The sequence below is a fragment of the Halobaculum rarum genome (assembly GCF_040025155.1).
Classification (GTDB): Archaea; Halobacteriota; Halobacteria; order Halobacteriales; family Haloferacaceae; genus Halobaculum; species Halobaculum rarum.
In genome coordinates, this window is record NZ_CP157275.1 from 443,304 (window position 1) to 463,451 (window position 20,148).

Consider the following 20,148-nt stretch of genomic DNA (forward strand, 5'->3'; position numbering starts at 1 on the left):
AGAGACGCGGCCGCGTTATTCGCGTTCACCCCCTCCGTTGCCCCGTACTCCCGGTTCCGCCGAGAGATCGAGTTCGGCGACGAGCCGCGCACTCATCACTTGGTCGACGATCGCGAACAGCTGCGCGTCGTCGGTGGTGAAGTCCGCGAAGAGACCGAGCGGCACCTCGCCGCCGGCCATCTCGCGGTGGCCTCCGGCGCTCCCGACGTCCCCGAACGCCCCGTCGAGCACGTCGCCGATGTGGACCCGCGAGTCCGTCGACCGGGCCGAGAGCTGGATCCCGTCATCGACGACGGCGAACACGATCGCGGTCTCGACGCCCTCCAAGGTCGCGAGGTAGTCGGCTGCCTGCGGTAACGCGTCACGCTCGCTCGTCCGTCCGATCCCCGAGATCAGGACCGAGCCACGCACGGTCCGGTTCGTGATCGCCTTCGCGATCGCATCGACGGTCGCGCCGGTAACCGACGGCGTCGAGAGTGCCCGGAGTAATGCGTTGTCCGCGTGGTCGTGAAGCCACCCCGCAGCGTCGTACTCGGCCCGTGTCGCCCCTCGGAGAAACCCGAGCGTCTCACGACGGAGCGCGAACAGGAGTGCCGTCCCGAGGTCGGTGTCCATCTCGGTGTCCAGCTCTCGGACGTACTCCGTCAGAATCGTCGCCGTCGCGCCGACGTGCTCGCGATGATCGACGAACTCTGCCTCGATCTCCTCGCTCGGATGGTGATCGATCACGATATCGACCGGGGTGCCCGCCGAAACCCGGTTGTTCGCCCCCGGAACCGCGTGATCGACGAACGCGAGCAGTGACCCCGCAGGGCGATTTTGGACGGCGCCGGCCTCGAACGACTGCAGATCGATGTCGAGGAGATTGACGAACGCGCGGTTCTGCTGGTGAGAGATATCACCGCTGTACAGGATGTGCTGTTCGTCGATACCGGCGGCCATCGCGATCCGGCCTAACGCGAACGCGCTCGCGAGACAGTCAGGATCGGGGTTGTTGTGACAGACGATAGTGAGCTCCTCGCCGGCCGCGAGGAGTTCCGTGAGTTCCCGTGCGGGATGCATGCTTCCGTATTGTGGGACTACGCATAAGCTACTGCTGTCGCCGCCATCGCCCTCGACCTCGGCGAACTCCGGTGCCGCTTCGAGTCCGTTCGCGAGTTCGCCGAGGATCGGCGTTCACGATCCGACGCTCGGCAGGTACTCGCCGGTCTCCCGTCGGACCCCGCTCAGGAGGATCGAGGCCGCGACGAGCGGCATGGCGGCACAGGCGAGGTAGACGGGCCAGAAGCCGACCACATCGACGACGGGGAGCGTGACGATGGGACCGAATCCGCCGCCGATGTCCCCGAACACGTTGTTCGTCCCCACGGCACGACCCATCTCGCCGTCGGCGACGAGGTCACCCAACAGCGCCATCAGCGGCCCGCTGGTTCCTCCCTGGCCGAGACCGATACACAGGCAGGCGAGGGCCAAGGTCGGTACTGTATCCGCGAGCGCGAGCAGCACGAATCCGACCGACGTAACGCCCAGAAACACCAGCAGGATCGGGACTCGCGACTGATTCCGGTCGCTGATATATCCCCCGAGGTACATCGACAGCCCCGCGGCCACGACGGTGATACCCATGAACAGTCCCGAGGTACCCTGTGCGTCGAAGCCGAACACGCCGAGTCGGTTCTGATCGAGGAATACGACCAGCGTCGCGAACAGAGCCCCGATGTAGACGAACAACACGGCGAAGTTGACCAGACCGACCGTGACCGCTGGAATCCCCGTGTTGATGTCCCACGGCTTGACCGACCGATCCGCTCCGCCGTCAACGTGTGTCTCTGGCACTGTCAGGTACGCGACGACGCTGGCGAAGAACGCGAAGCCTGTGGCGACGATGAACGCGACGACGGTCCCGGAGAGTTCGCTGACGAGCCCACCGAGGACCACTCCGGCGGGGAACCCGAAGAGGACGCCGCCCCTGATGAGTCCCATGTTCGACCCCCGTGATCCGCCGTCGCTGATGTCGTCGGCGATCGTGTACGCAGTCGCGAAGACGAGCGCGCTCCCGACACCCCAGAGAAGCCGCGCGGCCATGAACCACCCCTCGGGAAACGGCGCGGTCATCGCGACAACGTAACCGGACGTGGAGATCCCTTGGACGAACATCCCGATGACGAACGGCTTTCGCGTTCCGAACCGGTCGACGAGGCTCCCGGCCGGCGCGTTCGCGAACAGCCGTGAAAACCGGTTCGCGCTCAGGATGAGCCCGACGAGAAACGGGGAGATCCCGAGAACGGCGCCGAGGTTCGGCAGGATGGGAAAGATCACGCCGCCGCCGAAGCCGATAAAGAACGTACTGACGATGACCGCCCCGAGAACGAGCCGCCCCTCGTTTCTTCGCTCGGGGAGCCAGTCGTTCACGTTCGAAACGACCCGTCTGACGGGCTTAAACGTATTCAACCTGAGGCGGTAGCGCGGAGTCCCCTCCCTCAAGGAGCGAGGGAAGTGAGTACTCAGCGACCAGTTTCCTCTACCGGACTACCCAGTAGCGTCTCCCATCCGTCCTCGTTCGATCGATGCCGGATGCCACCGTGGCGAGAACGAGGCCCCCCTCCGTTCGAAATCGCCTTCATTCCCGCGGTTCCGGCCCGATCATCAGATGTGTCCCAGACAACGTATCCGTCGTCGGTCGTGAATCCGCTGTCGGCACATCCCCCAGATCGGCTCCGCGTAGACCCACTGTACTCTGTGTATGGTAGCCGTTCTAGACGAGGACGTTCGGGGGCCCGATCCGTACGTTCGGGCTACATGCGCCACTGTTGTGCGTAACAATCCGTCAGGGTCCACAAGTCCCATCCGTCGGGTTCTACCGACACGTCCCACGATGACAGAAAACGACTACGACATGGACGAACGGGTGGAGAGTATCGATGTGGCGGAGAACAGCGACGACGGAGGGTCCCGAAGGCGGTTCCTCAGTCGGTCGGCGATCGCCGGCGGCGCGCTGTTGACGCTGGGCAGCGGTGCCGGCCTCTCGCTGGCACAGGAGGACGACGAGGAGGATCCCGAAGAGGAGGAGGAGAGTCCGCTGTTCGACGACGAGGAGGGAACCGACGTGGACGTGCTGAACTACGCGCTCACGCTCGAACACCTGGAGAACGCATTCTACCGAACGGGACTCGAGACCTTCGACGCGGAGGACTTCCTCGAGTCGGACGCGACGATCGTCTCCACCGAGGCGGACGCGGAGGTGCTGTACGAGAACCTGGAGACGATCGGCGAACACGAGGCGGCCCACGTCGACCTGCTCACGCAGGTGGTCGACCTGCTCGGCGGGACGCCCGTCGAGGAGGCGGAGTACGACTTCGGCCTCGAGGACGTCGCCGGGTTCATGTCGCTTGCGTCGACGCTCGAGAACACGGGTGTCGCCGCCTACGCGGGCGCAGCGCCCGCGATCGAGAGCCCGGACCTCCTGCGGACCGCGCTCGGCGTCCACAGCGTCGAGGCCCGACACGCGGCCGTCGTGGCCGCCGCCGGCAACGGCGACCCGTACCCGGCCGCGGTCGACGAGCCGGCCGCCCAGTCGGACGTTCTCGCCGCCGTCGACCCGCTCATCGAAGACGACTCGGAGGACGAAGACGAGGATGAGGACGAGGAAGAAGAAGAGGCCGAAGACGGTGAAGAAACGGAAGACGAGGACGACGAGAACGGGACCGAGACCGGTACTCCGGAAGGCACCGAAACTGGAGCTCCGAACGGCACCGAAACTGGAGCCCCGAACGGCACCGAAACTGGAGCCCCGAACGGCACCGAGACCGGAACGCCGAACGGGACGTAACGAGGCGAGCGGACGCTCCGCTCCGAGCCGATACGCTCGGTGTTCCGGTCCCCCGGGGGTACCGGCGTCGGACACGCCGAGGTCGTGCGTGCGGACGACATGACAGTCGAGATCCGTCTCACCGCACGCGACACCCCCGACTACTGAGGACGCACACGAGATCGAGCAGTGGGGGCACACGGAGACCGACCCGCCCCCGCACTGGGGTCATCGACCTCACGGCGATGACGGCAGTTTCTTCGAGGCGTTCGTGCCGGTCGTCGGTTCGGGTGAAGACGCGTTGAGGCACTCCGGACCGGACTCGCCGAGTTGGGTCGGGAGAACGAGAGCGCTTGTGCGCTGTGTGATCACCCACGCAAGGGTTCCGGATCAGCGACGACCGATAGCTCCGACGCTGTTGGGATCGGACAACTCGGTTCGCCGTGTCACCTCCTGCTTCGTGTGAGGTTCAGCAAGACCCTACTGACCGGAACGAGAGTGAGACTGGAGCGTGGCGTGTGTGGGCGAAACACGCTGGTATCGATGTTGACTCAGTTACCGGTCAGTGATAGCGCCTGTCTATCCGAACTGTGGGCGTCTCACTGTTGGGATATAAACTACATTACAATGGTGGTCATGTAAGCCTAGTATCATGCATGTCCGATCCAAAACGGACTCTGGACAGTGACGGCGAGGTCCACCGACCTCCAACGGAATCGCCCTCCGCAGCGTGTGATCAGCAACCGCGGTCTCTACACGATGGTGAGTGATCGCGGTTCGATGCGCCCCCAGCTTGCTGCCGTCCTTCTCGCGCTCGTGGTCGTCTTATCGGTCCTTGCGCCGATCGGGACGGCTGCGTCCGGGACGGAATCCGCAAAGCAGTTGGACGCGAGCATCATCGCCGACCACTCCGGGACGGCCGTCGCGATCGAGCAGTCCGAGACGACTGTCACGGCCGAACCCGGCGACACGGTCACACTAACGACTGAATTCCACTTCTCCGGTGTGGCGGGACCGGGGACTGCCGTGAAGCTCCCCGGGACCTGGCAAGGAGAACTGACTGACCCCGCTGGCGGGTCTCCGAAGCCGACTAATGGAACCGCCAATGTCCTTGAGATCGTCTGGCTCACACCGGGAACATATCAGGTTACGTATCAGATCCAGGTCCCCGAAGGCGCCGAACCTGGAGCGTATCACGTTAACGTTTCCGGGTCAGCGATCGATCCGGCCGATGCCGGGTTCATCTCCGACAGCACATCTACTACGATCACTGTCGAGGCCCCACCCGAGCCGGCCGACTTCCAGGTTAGGGAGCTAAACGCACCGGAGACAGTGACACAGGGCGACCCGATCACGGTGTCCGCCGACGTCACTAACGAGGGAGACGAAGCGGGAACTCAGACAGTTGCGTTCCGCCTCGACACCGATAACGACGGCGACCTCGAGGAGGACGAGACGCTTGTCTCGAAAGAGATCACGCTCGCCGGCGGAGACACGCAGACTGTCACCTTCGAGGACCTGGACACCGGCTCGTTAGCGCTCGGTGAGTACGACCACGGCATTGTCACGGAGGACGACTCCGCGACGGCGTCGATCACCATCGAAGCACAGCCAGACCCGGCGAGCTTCGATATCACGAGCGTGAACGCGCCCGCGACAACGGCGGGCGACACCGCGCAGGTTACGGTTACGATCGAGAACACAGGAGACCTCGAGGGAACACGGACCGTTCAGCTCCTAATGGACGGGACAGTCCGGGACGACGCTTCCGTCTCTGTGGCAGGCAAGGCGTCCAAGCAGGTCACGTTCGAGGTCGACACAAGCGGTATGGCCCCGAACGAGTACGACTTCGACGTCGTCACGGACGACGATACCTCCTCCGGGACGCTCACCGTCGAACCCTCGACGCCGGACAACCGACCGCCGTCGGCTGACGCCGGCAACGACAAGCGCGTGACCGAGGGGTCGACCGTGACGCTCGACGCGGGCGGCTCGAGCGACCCCGACGGTGACGACTTGTCGTACGACTGGACGCAGACCGCCGGACCGACGGCGGATCTCGAGGACGTCGACACGGCCACGCCCTCCTTCGACGCCCCGAACGTCGACGAGGAGACGACGCTGACGTTCGAGCTCACCGTCTCCGACGGCAAACAGACTGCCTCGGACACCGTATCCGTGACCGTCGAGGATAGCACCGAGACGGCACCCGAACCGGACCCAGCCGACTTCCGGGTGAAGAACCTCGATGCGCCCGACAGCGTGACGAACGGCGACTCGATCACCGTCTCCGCGGAGATCACGAACGACGGTGGGGTGAAGGAGAAGCAGACGGTTGGCTTCCGCCTCGACACGGACGACGACGGCGACCTCGAAGAGGACGAGACGATCGCGACGAGGGAGGTCTCCCTCGACCCCGGCGAATCGACCACCGTCACCTTCGCCGGAGTGACCACCGACTCGCTCTCGCCGGAGGAGTACCTCCACGGCGTGTTCACGGACGACGACTCGGCGACAGCGACGATCACGATCGAGGAACAACAGGATCAGCAGCCGTCCAACCGTGCGCCGGACGCCGATGCGGGCGACGACCGGACCGTCGAGGCGGGGACGTCGCTCGAGTTGGACGCAAGCGGCTCGAGCGATCCCGACGGTGACGACTTGTCGTACGACTGGACGCAGATCGACGGACCGACGGTGGATCTCGAGGACGCCGACACGGCCACGCCCACCTTCGACGCCCCGAACGTCGACGAGGAGACGACGCTGACGTTCGAGCTCACCGTCTCCGACGGGGATACGCACGATACCGAGACCGTCGAGGTCACGGTCAACCCGTCCGAAACGGAGGAGGAGTCTGACGAGACCTATTACCAGGTCGACTTCGTCGCGGGCGAGCCTCTCGAGCAGCTCGGCCCCGCCGACTCCGATGCCTTCTACAGCGATCAGGAACGGCTGATCCGCTACCTCCACGGAAGCACCGACGAGCCGGTGAAGCGGGTCGGGACGACTCACACGCTCGACTCGGCGGTCGCGACGTGCATCGAGGAGGCGAGCTTCACCGTCGACGACGGGAAGGTGACGGTCACGTTCACCGTTGCCGACGACTGTGAAACGCAGCTGTCGTTGGTGGCCTACGAGAAGCCCGTCGACGACTGGAGCCGCGAGCTGGCGGACGAGCAGGTACTCGTCGACGCCGAGACTGAGACGTTCGCTCCCGGCACGCACACGATCACGGTCGAACTGCCCGACACGGACTCGGACTGAGCCGCGGACACGACCGCGCCTCCAGTCTGCCGGTTTTTCTTCGTTCCTGGCTACGCATCGTGAGCCGTTATGCTGTCTGTTATCAAGCCTATCGGGACACGAGAGACGGTCGATGTGCCGGAACGAACCGCCGCTGGTGAGCGTCGTCGTGCCGGCGTACGATCGGCCGGCGCTGCTGGCGGAGGCAGTACGGAGCGTCGTCGACCAGACCTACGACCGGATCGAGGTCGTGGTCGTCGACGACGGCTCGACCGCGGACCTACGCGCCGCGCTCGACGACGTGCCGGTCGGGACGCTCTCGGAGTACCAGTCCCATCGCCACCCGTCGAACCGAGGCGCGAACGCGGCCCGGAACACGGGGATCGCCGCGGCGACGGGTGAGTACGTGGCGTTCCTCGACGACGACGACTACTGGGAGGCCGAAAAGGTGGAACGGCAAGTCGCCGCCCTCCGAGACGCCGACGATCGCTGTGCGGTCGCATTTACCGGCCAGCGGCGCGTCGACGAGAACGGGACGACCCTCGGGACCGTCACACCCGTGACCGACGGGGAGTTCCTCGCGAACCTTGCGGCGGGTGCCACGTTCGGCCCCTTCTCCACGGTGATGGTCGAGGCCGAGGTGTTCGAGGAGACCGGGGAACTCGACGAGCGCTTCCCCTGCTGGCAGGACCGCGAGTGGTATTTCCGGCTCGCCGAGCAGTACGACTGGGTCGCGATCCCGGACGCGCTCACGGTCAGGCGGTCGATCGAGGGAGCACAGATCTCCGACGGCTACGAGCGGAAGCGCGATGTCGCCTACCCGCTGTTGGTCGACAAGCACGGGGGGAAGGTGGCCGACCTGGGCCGGTCGTACGAGCGGCGCTTCCTCGCGTCGTTCTCACGTGGACTTGGCCTCACAGCCGCGAAGAACGGGTTTCACCGCGAGAGTCTCGTCCATTTCGGCCGGGCGATCGGATACCACCCGACGGCGGTGGGCACCTACGGATATCTCCTGGCCGTACTCGGCGGCGGGTACACGTTCCGTGCCGCGCGCGTCTGCAGGCGGGCGGCCGGACGGACGGTCGCGAGCCTCCGCCCGGGGACGAGCGACCCGTGACGGCACCGGGAGAAGAGAGCTGAAGCGGTCATAGTCACGTCTATTCGCTTCAACTCCCGGTCTGTTCGGACACGAGTCAGCCCGTAAGCGCGCGGCGGAGCGACGCAACGTCCCGGTCGAGACCGACGTCGAACAGCCGGACACCGACGGCGAGGACGGCAAGATACGCGATGACGCCGATCGTGACCAGCGCGGCCAGCTCAATGAACGGCGAGGCGGGCGCAAGCGTCCGACTCGCAGCGACGACCGTCCCGCCCATCAGGAGGGCGCCGGCGGTCGGGAGCGCGAGCGATCGAAGCAGTCGGTTCGCTGAGGCGTCCACGGTTCGGAGCGCTATGAACAACGCGATCGGGTTCTGGATCACCGCGCTGGCGACGAGCGCGGCCGCCGTCCCGACCGTCCCCCAGGCGACGGTCGCGGGATAGAGTAGCGCCGCGACGATCACGAGCCGAGAGGCCTGCAGGGCGGTGCTGTAGTGGGGCCGGTCGGTCGCCTTGAACAGCGGTCCGACGACGGCGACGAGCGCACGCAGCGCTCCCCAGAGGGCGAGCACGCGCATCGTCTCGACCATCGGGAGCCACTTCGGACCGAAGGCAGCCTGGACGAACACGGGTGCGACCGCCGCGACGCCGACCGCCATGGGGAACGAGAGGTACGCGACGGCCCGGACCGTCCGCAAGAATCCCTCGCGGAGCTCCTCGACATCGTCCTGAACCTTCGAGAACGCCGGGAAGGTAACCTTCGCGATCACGTGACTCACCTCGGTCGCGGGCGCGTTCGAGAACCGGAACGCCATTCCGTACAGCCCGAGGGCCGACGCTCCGAGCAGCCAGCCGACGATCGCGTCGTCCCCCTGGTTCAAGAGCAGCAGTAAGATCCCGGACCCGAAGATCCACTTGCCGTACCCCAGGAGTTCGCGTGCGGCCGCCGGGTCGAACCCGGGCCGAGGGCGGTACGGGTGGAGGAGGTGTGAGGCGACCGTCCGGGCCGCCGACCCCGCGAGGAGCCCGGCAACCAGCGCCCACGCGGTCCCCCACGCAAGGGCTGCGGAGACGGCGACTGCTGCCTGCACGACCGTTCCGCTGACGGAGTACGTGAACTGGCGGTGGAAGGCGAGCTCCTTGCGGAAGTAAATGACGCCGGGGTTCCGGAACCCGCCGACGACCGACGAGAGAGCCAAGACCGGGAGGACGGCAGTCAGTTGGGGCTCGCCGACCGTGTCCGCGACGGCCGGGGCTGCCAGCGAGGCGATCCCCCAGAGCGCGAATCCCCGCAGGACAGTAAGGGTCCACGTCGTATCGAGGTAGGCGTCGACATCCGCTTGCTCGTCCTGAATCAGCGCCTCGTCCAACCCGAGCCGGAGTACCTTGCGGAGGACGGCGACCGCCACTAGCCCAAGCCCGACTACGCCGAAGGCCTCGGGGGAGAGCAGCCGGGCGAGCACGACCAGCATCGCCAGCCGGACGAGGCGGTCGGCGGCTGTGAGCGCCGACAGCCAGACCCCTCCCGTGGCGACCCGCTCGCCCAGCGACTCGCCCGGAGCGAAGAGGCGCACGACGAGCCGCGCCCACCGGCGGACCCGTGATCTGGGCGACACGTCGATGTGCTCCCGGCGGGCGCCGAAAGTAACGACAGTCATAACCCGCCTGTCCCGGGGGGTCAAACCGCACTCAACCCGTGTGTCTCTGTCGCACATTCCGCCCGGAGATCGCCCGTCTCGGGAGTTGGCCGAACCGCCAGCGGCGAAAAGGATAGCCGGACGATACTAATGGCCAGCGTCGTCGAATCTCCGGCCGATCGACAGTGATGAGCTCCGAACGGGATGGCGGGCCGACCGTGTCCGTGATCGTTCCCGTCTACAACGATCCCGAGGGCATCGACCGGACCCTGAGCGCGCTGACCGACCAGACGGTCGCCGACGCCGAGTACGAGGTGCTCGCGGTCGACAACGGCTCGACTGACCGGACGAAGGACGTCATCAGGGAATACCGCCAGCGGAACCCGGGGCTCGTGACGCTCGGCGTCGAGGATGATATCCAAGGTTCGTATGCGGCACGAAACGCGGGGATCGAACGGGCGACGGGCGAGGTTATCGCGTTTGTCGACGCGGATATGACGGTCGATCGGAGGTGGCTCGCGTCGGTCCGCGAGGCGATGGCCGACGCGGACTACGCCGGCTTCGACGTGCAGATCGAGGGGACCGTCGAAGACGGTCCGGTCGTGGCGTACAACCACGTGAGGGAGTTCCCGGTGGAACGGTACCTCGAGAACGGCGACTTCGCGCCCACGTGCTGTCTGGCCGTCCGCCGGAGCGTGTTTGAACTGGTCGGGACGTTCGACGCGAGCCTGGAGTCCTCGGGGGACGCGGAGTTCGGGAGACGGGTCGCCGACGCCGGGTTCGACCAGGTCTTCGTGCCGTCGGTCACGATGTATCACCCGCCACGCTCGGCCGCCGGGCTCGTCCGGAAGTACGTCAGGATCGGCCGAGGACTCCATCAACGCCGGCGAGACCACCCCGAACGGTTCGACGACGAAGAAACAGGGGTTGGCCTCGCCGACGTGCTGCCGACGGTTTCGCCGCGGCAACTCGTGGCGTCTGCCCGAGACGTCCAGGCTCGCGCCGGAAGCACCCTCTCGCTCCGTACGCTGGGAGTGTTCTATGTCCTTGAGCAGTTGGTACGGCTGAGTACGCTCGTAGGGCGGCTCGCAGCACGCCTGGAGCGGGATCACCCGGCTGGCGATCGGTCGACGGACGAGTGACCCGTCTCGGGGGCAAGATCCGAGGCAATTTGCGAGTACTATTCGGCTACTCCGTAGTTACCGAACTCAGAACAAAGGTCCACCGACCCTCTCCATCGGCTATGACCCGCCGGAGCAATACCTGTCGAATCGGATTTCGTCACGACCGCCGAGTGGAAGCACAATGATCGGACGACGGCGTACGCTCACGGTCGTGGTCGTCCTACTCGTTGCCGGAGTCGGGGCCTTCTCTCCCGTCACGAGCGCGGACGGCAGCGCTGTCGGGTTCAGCCAGAACGGCGCGTGTTATTCGGCGACACCGTACGGGAATGGATCTGAGACCGTCGTTGACTACTACGACTACCGGTATCAGAACGGCGCGCAGTACAGTTCCTACGGCACCACCGACCTCCAGCAATCGCAGGTGAGTCAGCTGTTCATCTACCGTGGGAGCGATGGACTCAGCCTCGTGTTCCTCCATGACAAGCTGGGCGACGGTGAGCTCGGCGGCACGATCACGTTCGACATCACCGGCCTTCCCGCCGATGGCGTCTGGGCAGAGCGGGACGACTACTACGGCAGCGGGACGGACGACAACTGGGAACTCGGCGAGACTACGGCCCACATCGATTGGGTGTGGGCACCCGGCCGGAGCGACGGCGCGGCGTTCCGCGGCCTCGACAGCGAGGAGCCCTACGAGATCGTCATTCGGCCCGGCTTCAACGAGGACGCTGACAGGTATGCATCGTGGCGCTGGGGCCAAAACGAGACGGAGGCGTGGATCCTCAGAACGAGTACGTCGGACACTGTCGAGCTTTCGATGGACGATCCCGTAACGATCACGCCCTCCTGCGGGCCGGACGCGGTGCTCGACGCGCCGAGCACCGTCGAGATCGGTCACGAGGTCACGCTCGATGCGGGCGGGTCGACCGACGACGAGGGGATCGTCGAGTACCGCTGGGACGTCGACGGCGACGGAGTCACTGACGAGACGACATCGACCGCGACGTACACGCACACGTATCACGCGACGGGAACGGTCGAACCACATGTGACCGTGGTCGACGACGACGGGCAGACGGACACCGCCAGCGTTTCGATCGAGGTCGAAGACACAACGCCCCCAAAGGCTAGTCTCGACGCACCCACCTCTGTGACGGTCGACGACCTCGTGACAGTGTCCGGGGCCGACTCTACCGACAATGTGGAGATCGTCTCCTACGAGTGGTCGTTCGGCGATGGGACGACGGCTACCGGGGCAACGGCAAACCACACCTATGACGAACCGGGAACGTACTCGGTCACGCTGACGGTGACTGACGCCGCCGACAACACCGACTCCGTCACGGAGACGATCACCGTCGAGGAATCGGCATCCGACTCCAAGACGATCGCCGAGGCGGTTGCGAGTACCGGGCCCGGCGACGACACCCAGATCTCGCGACAGGAGGTCCAGAAAGCGATTTTCTGGTGGCAGACTGACCAGGCGGTCCCTGACACGGGCGGCGAGACGATCAACCGACAGACACTCCAGCGACTGATCTACCTCTGGCAGACCGGGGCGACGGTCGACGGATCATAATGGTGATGGGCAGCGGGTCACCTCTCGATTCGGAGGCGATCCGCACCAGCGTGAACACGATCGCGAACCAACTCGGCGAAGGCTTCCTCGAGGCCACGTTTCGCCACACCCAGCACGGCGAGTTCACGGAGAACCGGGGGAGGATTCGAGAGGAGAGAGTGACACTCGCCCCCGAAATCCACCAGGCTGGTGGGTACTTCGACATCCAGTGGTGAGAGAACGGCGCCTACACGTACCACTACCGGGAGAACGGACTCGAGTTCTGGTTCGAACGGGAAGCGTCTACCCAGATCACTGAACATCCGGTTCGCCATTTTCACCCGCCGGATAGTCCACGCGAAAGCCCTACCCTCAACGACCGAGCGGGTCCGTAGACCCCGAGCGAAGTAGGGTAGGGTAGTTTACACCTCAGGCTTCGGCTTCCGCCTCGCCGCTCAACCGGCGCTCCGCTTCGTCGCGGTCCTCCGGGTATCCGATGTCCATCCGCCAGCCGTCCAGCGGGATCGCGTCGATCGTTCGGCCGCTCTCCAACAGTAACCCGACCGCGTCGCTGATCTCGTACTCGCCACGGTCGCTCGGTTGGACGAGGTGGCAGGCATGGAAGATCGCTGGCGTGAACGTGTAGAAGCCGGTCATCACGAGATTCGACGGCGGGTCGTCGGGCTTCTCGACCACGTCGACGATCTCGCCGTACTTGTTCGTGTCACAGACGCCGTAGCGTGAGGCTTCCTCCATCGGAACCTCCTCGACGAGGAACGCGGCGTCCGCGCGGTCCTCGGCCTGTCGGCGGACCACGTCCTGAAGGTTCGCCTCGAAGACGTTGTCGCCGAGGATGAGCATGAAGTCGTCGTCGATGTGCTCCTCGACGGTGAGGAGGGCGTGAGCGAGCCCGTTCTGCTCGCGCTGGTGGGCATACGTGATGGGGACGCCCTCGTATTCGTCGCCGTAGTGCTGGATGATCTTCTCTTTCATGTACCCCACGACGACGATGAGCTCGCTCGCGCCGAGCTCGACGAGATTATCGAAACAGTGCGTGAGGATCGGCGCTCCGTCGACCTCGACCATTCCCTTAGGCTTGTCTTCGGTCAGCGGTCGGAGTCGGGTTCCCTCGCCTGCGGCGAGAACGACTGCTTGCATGGGAGAGGGGTTCGGTTGGCACCGTATATATCTCTCGGCTCGTTGACGCGTGGGGTTCTCGTGACCGGACGAGAACGCTCATGTGAGTCGGTCCACATCCCGTCGATATGCGAATCACCGTCGTCGGTTCCGGTTACGTCGGTACGACGCTGGCTGCCTCGCTGGCGGATCTCGGCCACGAAGTGACCGCGATCGACATCGACGAGGAGATCGTCAAAGCGCTCAACGGCGGCCGTGCACCCATTCACGAGCCCGGACTCGATGACCTCGTCGCCGAGCACGCGGGCGGCCGGCTGCGGGCCACGACATCCTACGACGGCGTTCAAGCAGGCGACGTGACGTTTCTCGCGATCCAGACGCCCTCACGCGAGGACGGAAGCATCGACACGGGGGCGCTGTGTGCGGCCGCCGAGATGACCGGCGAGGCGCTCGCCGGCGGCGACGGTCGCCATCTCGTCGTGGTCAAGAGCACGGTCGCGCCGCCGTCGCTCCCCGAAGTCGCCGACGCCCTCGCGACCGGGCTGGGCGAACCACTCGCCGGCGACGGCGGCGACCGCGTCGCCCTCGGCGCGAACCCGGAGTTCCTTCGGGAGGGGACCGCAGTGTCGGACTTCCGCGAGCCCGACAAGATCGTGTTCGGGACGACCGTCGAGTGGGCTGCTGAATTACTTGCTGACGTGTACGCGCCGCTGCTGGCCGAGCACGACGCACCGGTCGTTCGGACCGACCCGGCGACCGCGATGATGGTCAAGTACGCCAACAACGCCTTCCTCGCCGCGAAGGTGAGCCTGATCAACGACCTCGGCAACATCTGCAAGGCCTTCGGCGTCGACACCTACGAGGTCGCCGAGGCGATCGGTCTCGACGACCGGATCGGCGAGCGCTTCCTTCGAAGCGGGTTGGGATGGGGTGGGTCGTGTTTCCCGAAGGATACGAACGCGCTCATCGCTGCAGCCGAGGCTGCCGGGTACGAGCCGGCGATGCTGAACGCTGCCGTCGAAGTGAACGATCGACAGCCTGAGCGACTCGTCGAGTTGTTGGAAAAGGATGTGAACCTCGACGGCGCCCGGATCGCGGTGTTGGGGCTAGCGTTCAAGCCGGGCACTGACGACGTTCGTAATTCCCGGGCTATCCCCGTGATCCAGGCGTTACAGGAGCGGGGAGCAATCGTCGTCGCCTACGACCCCGTCGCGACAGAGAACATGCGTGAGCGCTTCCCCGACTTGGAGTATGCCGACTCCGCCGCTGGCGCGCTCGCTGGCGCTGACGGTGCTGCTGTCGTTACAGACTGGGACGAGTTCGCCGCGCTCGATTCGGAGTTCGACGCGATGGCGGAGCCTGTGGTGGTCGACGGTCGTCGTGTGATCGAACGTCGGGATGGTCTGAGGTATGAGGGGTTGACGTGGTGAGTATTGACTACTGAATACGCGTGAACGGCTGTAATTGGCGCACTCCTTTCCCGTTTGTGTCCGATTCCCCGCCTTCGGGCGGAGGGAATCTCAATCCTCGTTCGCGTACTGGTAGTTCGGACGAACATCCTCGAGCAGTTCCTCGATGATCTCCCAGAGGATCAGCGAGGGTATCTCGTGTTCGAACCTGACGCCCCACCGGTCCTCGTCATCGGCGACCGCGTACTGGAAGTGTGCCCGTCCGAGATCGGGGTGGTCCTCGTCTTGGTGCCAGCCAGCGTGATATCCTGTGTTCGGGTCAGAGTAGTTGATGCGAAACCAATCGTGTGGCTCTTGTCGATACCACTTGACGGTCAATTCCGGCGAATCCGGGCCTGTTGGTGGATCAAGACGGGTCGGATCAAACGTCGCTCGTAGCCGCCTGGCTTCGAGATCGTCCGGAATATACTCGACCGCGGAAACGTGTGGTAGGCGATCGAGAACATCCCGTTTTAGCTGTGTGTACAGGTTCGCGTTCGGGTCACCACCGGGATGCGGGACCGACATCCGCTAGCTGCTGGCCTCAGCGGGATTGTTCGTCGGGGCGAGGAAGTCCCATTCGCGGACGGCGAACCCGACGATCTCGATGCGCCGCTGAAGGTGCTCCCACTCACGTGCGATCTCACGGCGGCGGTCCTCCTCGCCGGCGTCGAGGGACTCATCGGCGAGTGTCCCGCGAAGCTGGTTCGGTGACTCGACACTGAACTCGTCCCCCCACTCGCGGATCTGCCGCTTCATGTCGGCGATGCTGTCCGTGAGCTCCTCGACAGTGTGCCCGCTGTCTCGAAGGCGCATCGCCTCCTGCATCGCCTGGCGACGATAGTCCGGGTAGTACGTGGTGTGCGTACCGTCGTCATCTCGGTGAAGAATACCGTCTTCGACGAGGCGTTCGAGGACGCGCGTGGTCGGCTCGTGTGACCAGCCCGCTTCCGAGGCGATCCAGTTGGCCGTCCGCGGCTCCGAGAGCTGCCGGGCGACCATCCGCACACGGTCTTCACCCGTAGTCTGTTGATCCCGGAGCCCGGTATCCTCACCCATGGCTTCATCTTTACGCTCTGTCTTCATATAGATTGAGTCGAGTAATTCTATACCGAACTCCGATCAGGCGGCACGTCATGACCGCTAGCGGGCTCCGACTGGTGGCGGACCGGCCTGTTCACCACGTACCGTCGACGGCCGCTCGGTAGGCGGCGAGCGCGTCGTCGGCGACGCGGTCCACCCGTATCGGGCGGCTCGTTCTGTGGGCTCCGCCAGCGGGCGTTCGCCGTCGATGGCGCGTGCGAGAGTGTCCGTGAGATCGTCGATGCTCGCCTCGGTGAGCACGCCCGCGTCGGCGATGGCCTCGTCGGCCGCGGAGTACGCCGACCTCCTCCTGATCGACGAAGCCGACGGGTGACGGGTCGGTATCATCCAACCAGTCCGAGAGATCTGACGGCGCTTGTCGGACCGATGAACGCGGCCGCGCGTTCGACACGCCACGCGGCCGATCTCGGCGTCGGTTCGCCGAATCGGTTATGTCCGCTTGACCCTTACCCACGGTGAATGATCGCAGTTCGATGGACCGTCGCCTCCGACGGTCCGGAGGGTGAGTGAGTCCGCCGCCGTGGGGTCACGACTCCGAGGACGCGCTTGAGTTCTCCGTCGAGGGGGACCCGTTGCGCGACCTGTTCGCGCGATACGCGGGCGCCGACCTGCCGCTGTTCGTCGTGGGCGTGCTCACGAGCATCCTCGGCCGGGTCGCCAGTCTGGCGCCCCCACTGGTGCTCGGCGTCGCCATCGACGCGACGTTCAACGACGACGTCGCGTACACGCTGCCGTTCGTTCCTGCGGAGTTCCTCCCGACGACGCAGGCCGCCGAGGTGTGGGTGTCCGTCGGTATCATCGTCGCGGCGCTGGCGGCCTCGGTCGTCCTCACGTGGACGAACGGGGCGGCGCTGTCGCTGTTCTCCAACCGGATCCAGCACCGCATCCGCGTCGACAGCTACGAGGCGATGCAGCGCCTCGACATGGCGTTCTTCGACGACAAACAGACCGGGCAGGTGCTCGCCATCCTCAACGACGACGTGCGCAACCTCCGGATGTTCCTTGGGACGACCGTCTCGTCGGCGCTGCAACTCGTTGCGACCGTGATCGGCATCGCGGTCATCCTGTTCAGCCTGAACTGGCAGTTGGCGCTCGTCACACTGGTGTTCGTCCCCGCGCTTGGCGTGTTCACCCTCTGGTTCATGCGTTCGATCCGCCCCCGATATCGCGCGCTGCGGGCGTCCGTCGGCGACCTCAACACGCGCTTGGAGAACAACCTCTCCGGGATGGAGGTGATCAAGACCGCCAACGCGGAGGCCCATGAGACGGACCGCATTCACGAGAGCTCGTGGCAGTACTATCTGCGGACGTGGGCCGTCGCCAAACTCGAGTATCTCTATCAGCCGTCGATGGACCTGCTCGCGGGGCTCGCGTTCGCGGCGACGTTCCTGATCGGCGGGCTGTGGCTCGTCGGCGCTGCGCCGGAGCCGCTGTCGGGCACGCTGCGCGTCGGCGAGTTCGTCACGTTTCTGTTCATGACCCAGCGATTCGTCGACCCGCTCTCAGGCGTCGGCCGGATCGTCAACAGCTACGAGAACGCACGCGCCAGCGCCGAGCGCGTCGTCGGCCTCGTCGCACAGCCGGTCACCGTCACCGATCGCGAGGACGCCATCGTTCGTGACCGCCTCGAGGGCGCCGTCGAGTACGACGACGTGACGTTCTCGTATCTTCCCGACCGACCCGTGATCCGTGATTTCTCCTTCGCCGCCGAGCCCGGTGACACCGTCGCGTTCGTCGGCCCGACCGGCGCGGGGAAGTCGACGGCCGCGAAGCTGCTCCTCCGGCTCTACGACGTCGATTCCGGGGAGGTTCACGTCGACGGCGTCGACGTACGCGATCTCTCGCTGGATAGTCTCCGGTCCAACATCGGCTACGTCAGCCAGGACGTCTTCCTGTTCGACGGCACCGTCGCTGAGAACGTCCGATACGGCTCCTTCGATGCGACCGACGAGGAACTCGAGGACGCCGTTCGACTCGCGGAGGCACACGAGTTCGTCGTCGACCTACCGGACGGGTACGACACGCGTGTCGGCGAGCGCGGCGTGAAGCTCTCCGGGGGACAGCGCCAGCGACTCGCCATCGCCAGGGCGATGCTGCAAGACCCCGCGATCCTCGTGCTCGATGAGGCGACCAGCGCCGTCGACACCGAGACGGAGGCGCTCATCCAACGCGGACTCGCCCGGCTCACCGCCGACCGGACGACGCTGGTGATCGCCCACCGGCTCTCGACGGTCAAGACGGCGGATCTCATCCTCGTCGTCGACGACGGTCGGATCGTAGAGCGCGGGACACACGAGGAGTTACTGGCGGTCGGTGGGCGGTATGCCGCGCTGTGGGGCGGGCAGACTGAGGGTTCGGTCGGTTCGTTCTTGGGAGGCGAGTGAACGTCGGAGATCGGGTGGGGCCGTGCACGAGACGACTGCGGGCTGTTCCTCAGGCTGGTTTCGTGTTCGTGATAACAGAGACACTCGTGTGACACCCGGGTCATATCGACGAGGTGTCGGTAGATGTCGCGGCGAGCCGGTACATTTCCTCGACCTGTTCTTTCGTAGCGATACCAAGCCTGTACTCGGTCTTCGTTCGGGTTCGGTTCCACAGCTCGGCGAGGTCGCCCCCGCGCGCGTCACCGGACACACGATCCCAATCGTCGCGTTGGGTATTCTCGATTCGATCGGAGAGATCGCTGTGAACTACCCCACCCTACCGCTCGCCTGACGGCTCGCACTTGAGGGTGGGGTAGCTCACGGAATCCTGGTTGTCATTGCCCTCAGGTCTTCAACATCCCACCATTCAACGCTCTGTTCTCCCGTCAGGAGTAACTTGATATGTGAAGCTGCCATCCCGTTCTCGTATCGCCTGCGTTCCTCCTCTTCGCTCTCGTATGCTCGTTTCAGAACCCACACCTTCTGGCGGTACTCCGGTGCGAACAGCAGGCCCAGCTCCCAGACGTAGCCGCCGTCGAAATCTTCGATCACTGCGACAATGTGTGTCGCCTCCCCACAGAGAATATCGAAGACTCGTCCCCATAAACGGATATCGTCCGGGGTGAGGCCGAACTCTTCCAGTCGGGTAGCAATAGCCGGGGGATCACCACGCTCGTCGAGTAGATCGTAGACGATCATCCGGCGCTCGGCTGCCGCTGAATCCCCACCCGCCCCGACGACAAGGTATCGGCGGTCGAACCGCTTGATTCGATTCAGCCGGTCACCGTTGAGTAGGTCCTTGATCCGCTGATGCTCGGTCGGCGTCAGACTGATACTCTCAATCCCGTTCATGAGCTCGTCTTCATCCGGGATCTGTGATCCCTCACCCTCGTCTTCGTCCCCCGATCTACCGCCACTATCCATAGTTGTCCAGTGGTTTGTTCACCACTTTAATTGCGCTATCACTGTTCAATCAGTTGTGGAACTAGTTGTGATACTAACCTCACTTAGATACAAGTGTTTATGCCGGTGGGGAACATATCTGCTTCTATGAGCCACGTCCCACCGCAGGCTGACGATCCCCCTACTGAGGATCGCGAGGAGTTCAATACCTGGAGGGCACTCCAGAAAGCCACTGATAAGAAGCGGGCCGATATCCTCGCGGACATTATCGGCCATCCGAACGGACTCCCGACCGTGGAGGAACTGGACTATATGAATCCCCCGCTGAGTGACGACGCTATCCGTCGGCATCTGAAGACGCTACTGGATGTAGGGGTTGTTGAGGAAGTGGAACTAGAGGTGGGGAACCGTGTCAGAGGCTACCCCTTCAAGTTCTACCGACTCACTGAGCCCGCTCGCAAACTGTTCGACAAGAACGGTCTGTTCCCGGAAAACGCCTGGAAACGACAGTACCAATCGGTCGAGAAGACGGACCGCATCCGCGAGATCGAGGAGATGCCGCGCCCGGATGTGCCCTCCTCCCGCGCCTGAAGACCTGTCTCGTACGTCCCAAGACACTCGCCGTGGCATTCGTGAACTGCGGCTGGTGACCCGAACTGATA

Annotated in this window: 16 protein-coding genes; 9 read left to right on the top strand and 7 right to left on the bottom strand. The window is 64.9% G+C overall.

The annotated features are described in order from the left end of the window. Positions 1 to 15: 15 nt before the first annotated feature. On the bottom strand, positions 16 to 1,062 hold the full coding sequence (locus tag ABJD39_RS02335; RefSeq protein ID WP_348611603.1) for a DHH family phosphoesterase: 1,047 nt from the start codon (positions 1,060 to 1,062) through the stop codon (positions 16 to 18). Between the two features lie 114 nt (positions 1,063 to 1,176). Then, positions 1,177 to 2,412, bottom strand: a complete 1,236-nt coding sequence (locus ABJD39_RS02340) for an MFS transporter (protein WP_348611606.1) — start codon at positions 2,410 to 2,412, stop codon at positions 1,177 to 1,179. A gap of 463 nt (positions 2,413 to 2,875) precedes the next feature. Here ABJD39_RS02340 and ABJD39_RS02345 point away from each other — a divergent pair, with 463 nt between their 5' ends. From ABJD39_RS02345 to ABJD39_RS02355, 3 genes are all read left to right on the top strand, one after another. Beyond that, on the top strand, positions 2,876 to 3,829 hold the full coding sequence (locus tag ABJD39_RS02345; protein WP_348611609.1) for a ferritin-like domain-containing protein: 954 nt from the start codon (positions 2,876 to 2,878) through the stop codon (positions 3,827 to 3,829). Between the two features lie 759 nt (positions 3,830 to 4,588). Continuing rightward, positions 4,589 to 7,075, top strand: coding sequence for a PKD domain-containing protein (locus ABJD39_RS02350; protein WP_348611612.1), 2,487 nt, complete (start codon positions 4,589 to 4,591; stop codon positions 7,073 to 7,075). A 112-nt stretch (positions 7,076 to 7,187) separates the two neighbouring features. Continuing rightward, on the top strand, positions 7,188 to 8,171 hold the full coding sequence (locus ABJD39_RS02355; protein WP_348611615.1) for a glycosyltransferase family 2 protein: 984 nt from the start codon (positions 7,188 to 7,190) through the stop codon (positions 8,169 to 8,171). Between the two features lie 76 nt (positions 8,172 to 8,247). Here the strand turns inward: ABJD39_RS02355 and ABJD39_RS02360 are convergent, their stop codons facing one another. Further along, positions 8,248 to 9,810 carry a lipopolysaccharide biosynthesis protein gene (locus tag ABJD39_RS02360; RefSeq protein ID WP_348611618.1) on the bottom strand — a complete coding sequence of 521 codons (1,563 nt, stop codon included), beginning with the start codon at positions 9,808 to 9,810 and terminating at the stop codon, positions 8,248 to 8,250. 167 nt (positions 9,811 to 9,977) lie between these two features. On the opposite strand from ABJD39_RS02360, the gene ABJD39_RS02365 reads away from it, so the two are divergent. The 3 genes from ABJD39_RS02365 (at position 9,978) to ABJD39_RS02375 (ending at position 12,707) form a co-directional block, all read left to right on the top strand. After that, a complete protein-coding gene (locus ABJD39_RS02365; RefSeq protein WP_348611621.1) occupies positions 9,978 to 10,931 on the top strand; it encodes a glycosyltransferase in 954 nt (317 codons plus the stop codon). 163 nt (positions 10,932 to 11,094) lie between these two features. Next, entirely contained in the window at positions 11,095 to 12,492 is a 1,398-nt protein-coding gene (locus ABJD39_RS02370) for a PKD domain-containing protein (RefSeq protein ID WP_348611624.1), read from the top strand. Beyond that, a complete protein-coding gene (locus ABJD39_RS02375; protein ID WP_348611627.1) occupies positions 12,492 to 12,707 on the top strand; it encodes a hypothetical protein in 216 nt (71 codons plus the stop codon). Before ABJD39_RS02370 ends, ABJD39_RS02375 begins: the two co-directional genes overlap by 1 nt. Before the next feature lie 193 nt (positions 12,708 to 12,900). Here the strand turns inward: ABJD39_RS02375 and aglF are convergent, their stop codons facing one another. Then, entirely contained in the window at positions 12,901 to 13,629 is a 729-nt protein-coding gene (gene aglF, locus ABJD39_RS02380; RefSeq protein ID WP_348611630.1) for a UTP--glucose-1-phosphate uridylyltransferase AglF, read from the bottom strand. A gap of 107 nt (positions 13,630 to 13,736) precedes the next feature. On the opposite strand from aglF, the gene aglM reads away from it, so the two are divergent. After that, positions 13,737 to 15,038: a UDP-glucose 6-dehydrogenase AglM gene (gene aglM / locus ABJD39_RS02385; RefSeq protein WP_348611632.1), complete on the top strand. Its 1,302-nt coding sequence runs from the start codon at positions 13,737 to 13,739 to the stop codon at positions 15,036 to 15,038. 90 nt (positions 15,039 to 15,128) lie between these two features. Here aglM and ABJD39_RS02390 read toward each other — a convergent pair whose 3' ends face one another. Together ABJD39_RS02390 and ABJD39_RS02395 are read right to left on the bottom strand one after the other, a co-directional pair. Beyond that, entirely contained in the window at positions 15,129 to 15,584 is a 456-nt protein-coding gene (locus tag ABJD39_RS02390; RefSeq protein WP_348611634.1) for a hypothetical protein, read from the bottom strand. A gap of 3 nt (positions 15,585 to 15,587) precedes the next feature. Then, positions 15,588 to 16,115: a DUF7342 family protein gene (locus ABJD39_RS02395; protein ID WP_348611637.1), complete on the bottom strand. Its 528-nt coding sequence runs from the start codon at positions 16,113 to 16,115 to the stop codon at positions 15,588 to 15,590. A 617-nt stretch (positions 16,116 to 16,732) separates the two neighbouring features. Between ABJD39_RS02395 and ABJD39_RS02400 the strand changes: the two genes are divergently transcribed. Continuing rightward, positions 16,733 to 18,544, top strand: coding sequence for an ABC transporter ATP-binding protein (locus tag ABJD39_RS02400; RefSeq protein WP_348613685.1), 1,812 nt, complete (start codon positions 16,733 to 16,735; stop codon positions 18,542 to 18,544). Between the two features lie 357 nt (positions 18,545 to 18,901). Here the strand turns inward: ABJD39_RS02400 and ABJD39_RS02405 are convergent, their stop codons facing one another. Further along, complete coding sequence (locus tag ABJD39_RS02405) at positions 18,902 to 19,507, bottom strand: hypothetical protein (protein ID WP_348611640.1); 606 nt, start codon at positions 19,505 to 19,507, stop codon at positions 18,902 to 18,904. 126 nt (positions 19,508 to 19,633) lie between these two features. Between ABJD39_RS02405 and ABJD39_RS02410 the strand changes: the two genes are divergently transcribed. Then, positions 19,634 to 20,077, top strand: coding sequence for an ArsR family transcriptional regulator (locus ABJD39_RS02410; RefSeq protein ID WP_348611643.1), 444 nt, complete (start codon positions 19,634 to 19,636; stop codon positions 20,075 to 20,077). The last annotated feature ends 71 nt before the right edge of the window (positions 20,078 to 20,148 follow it).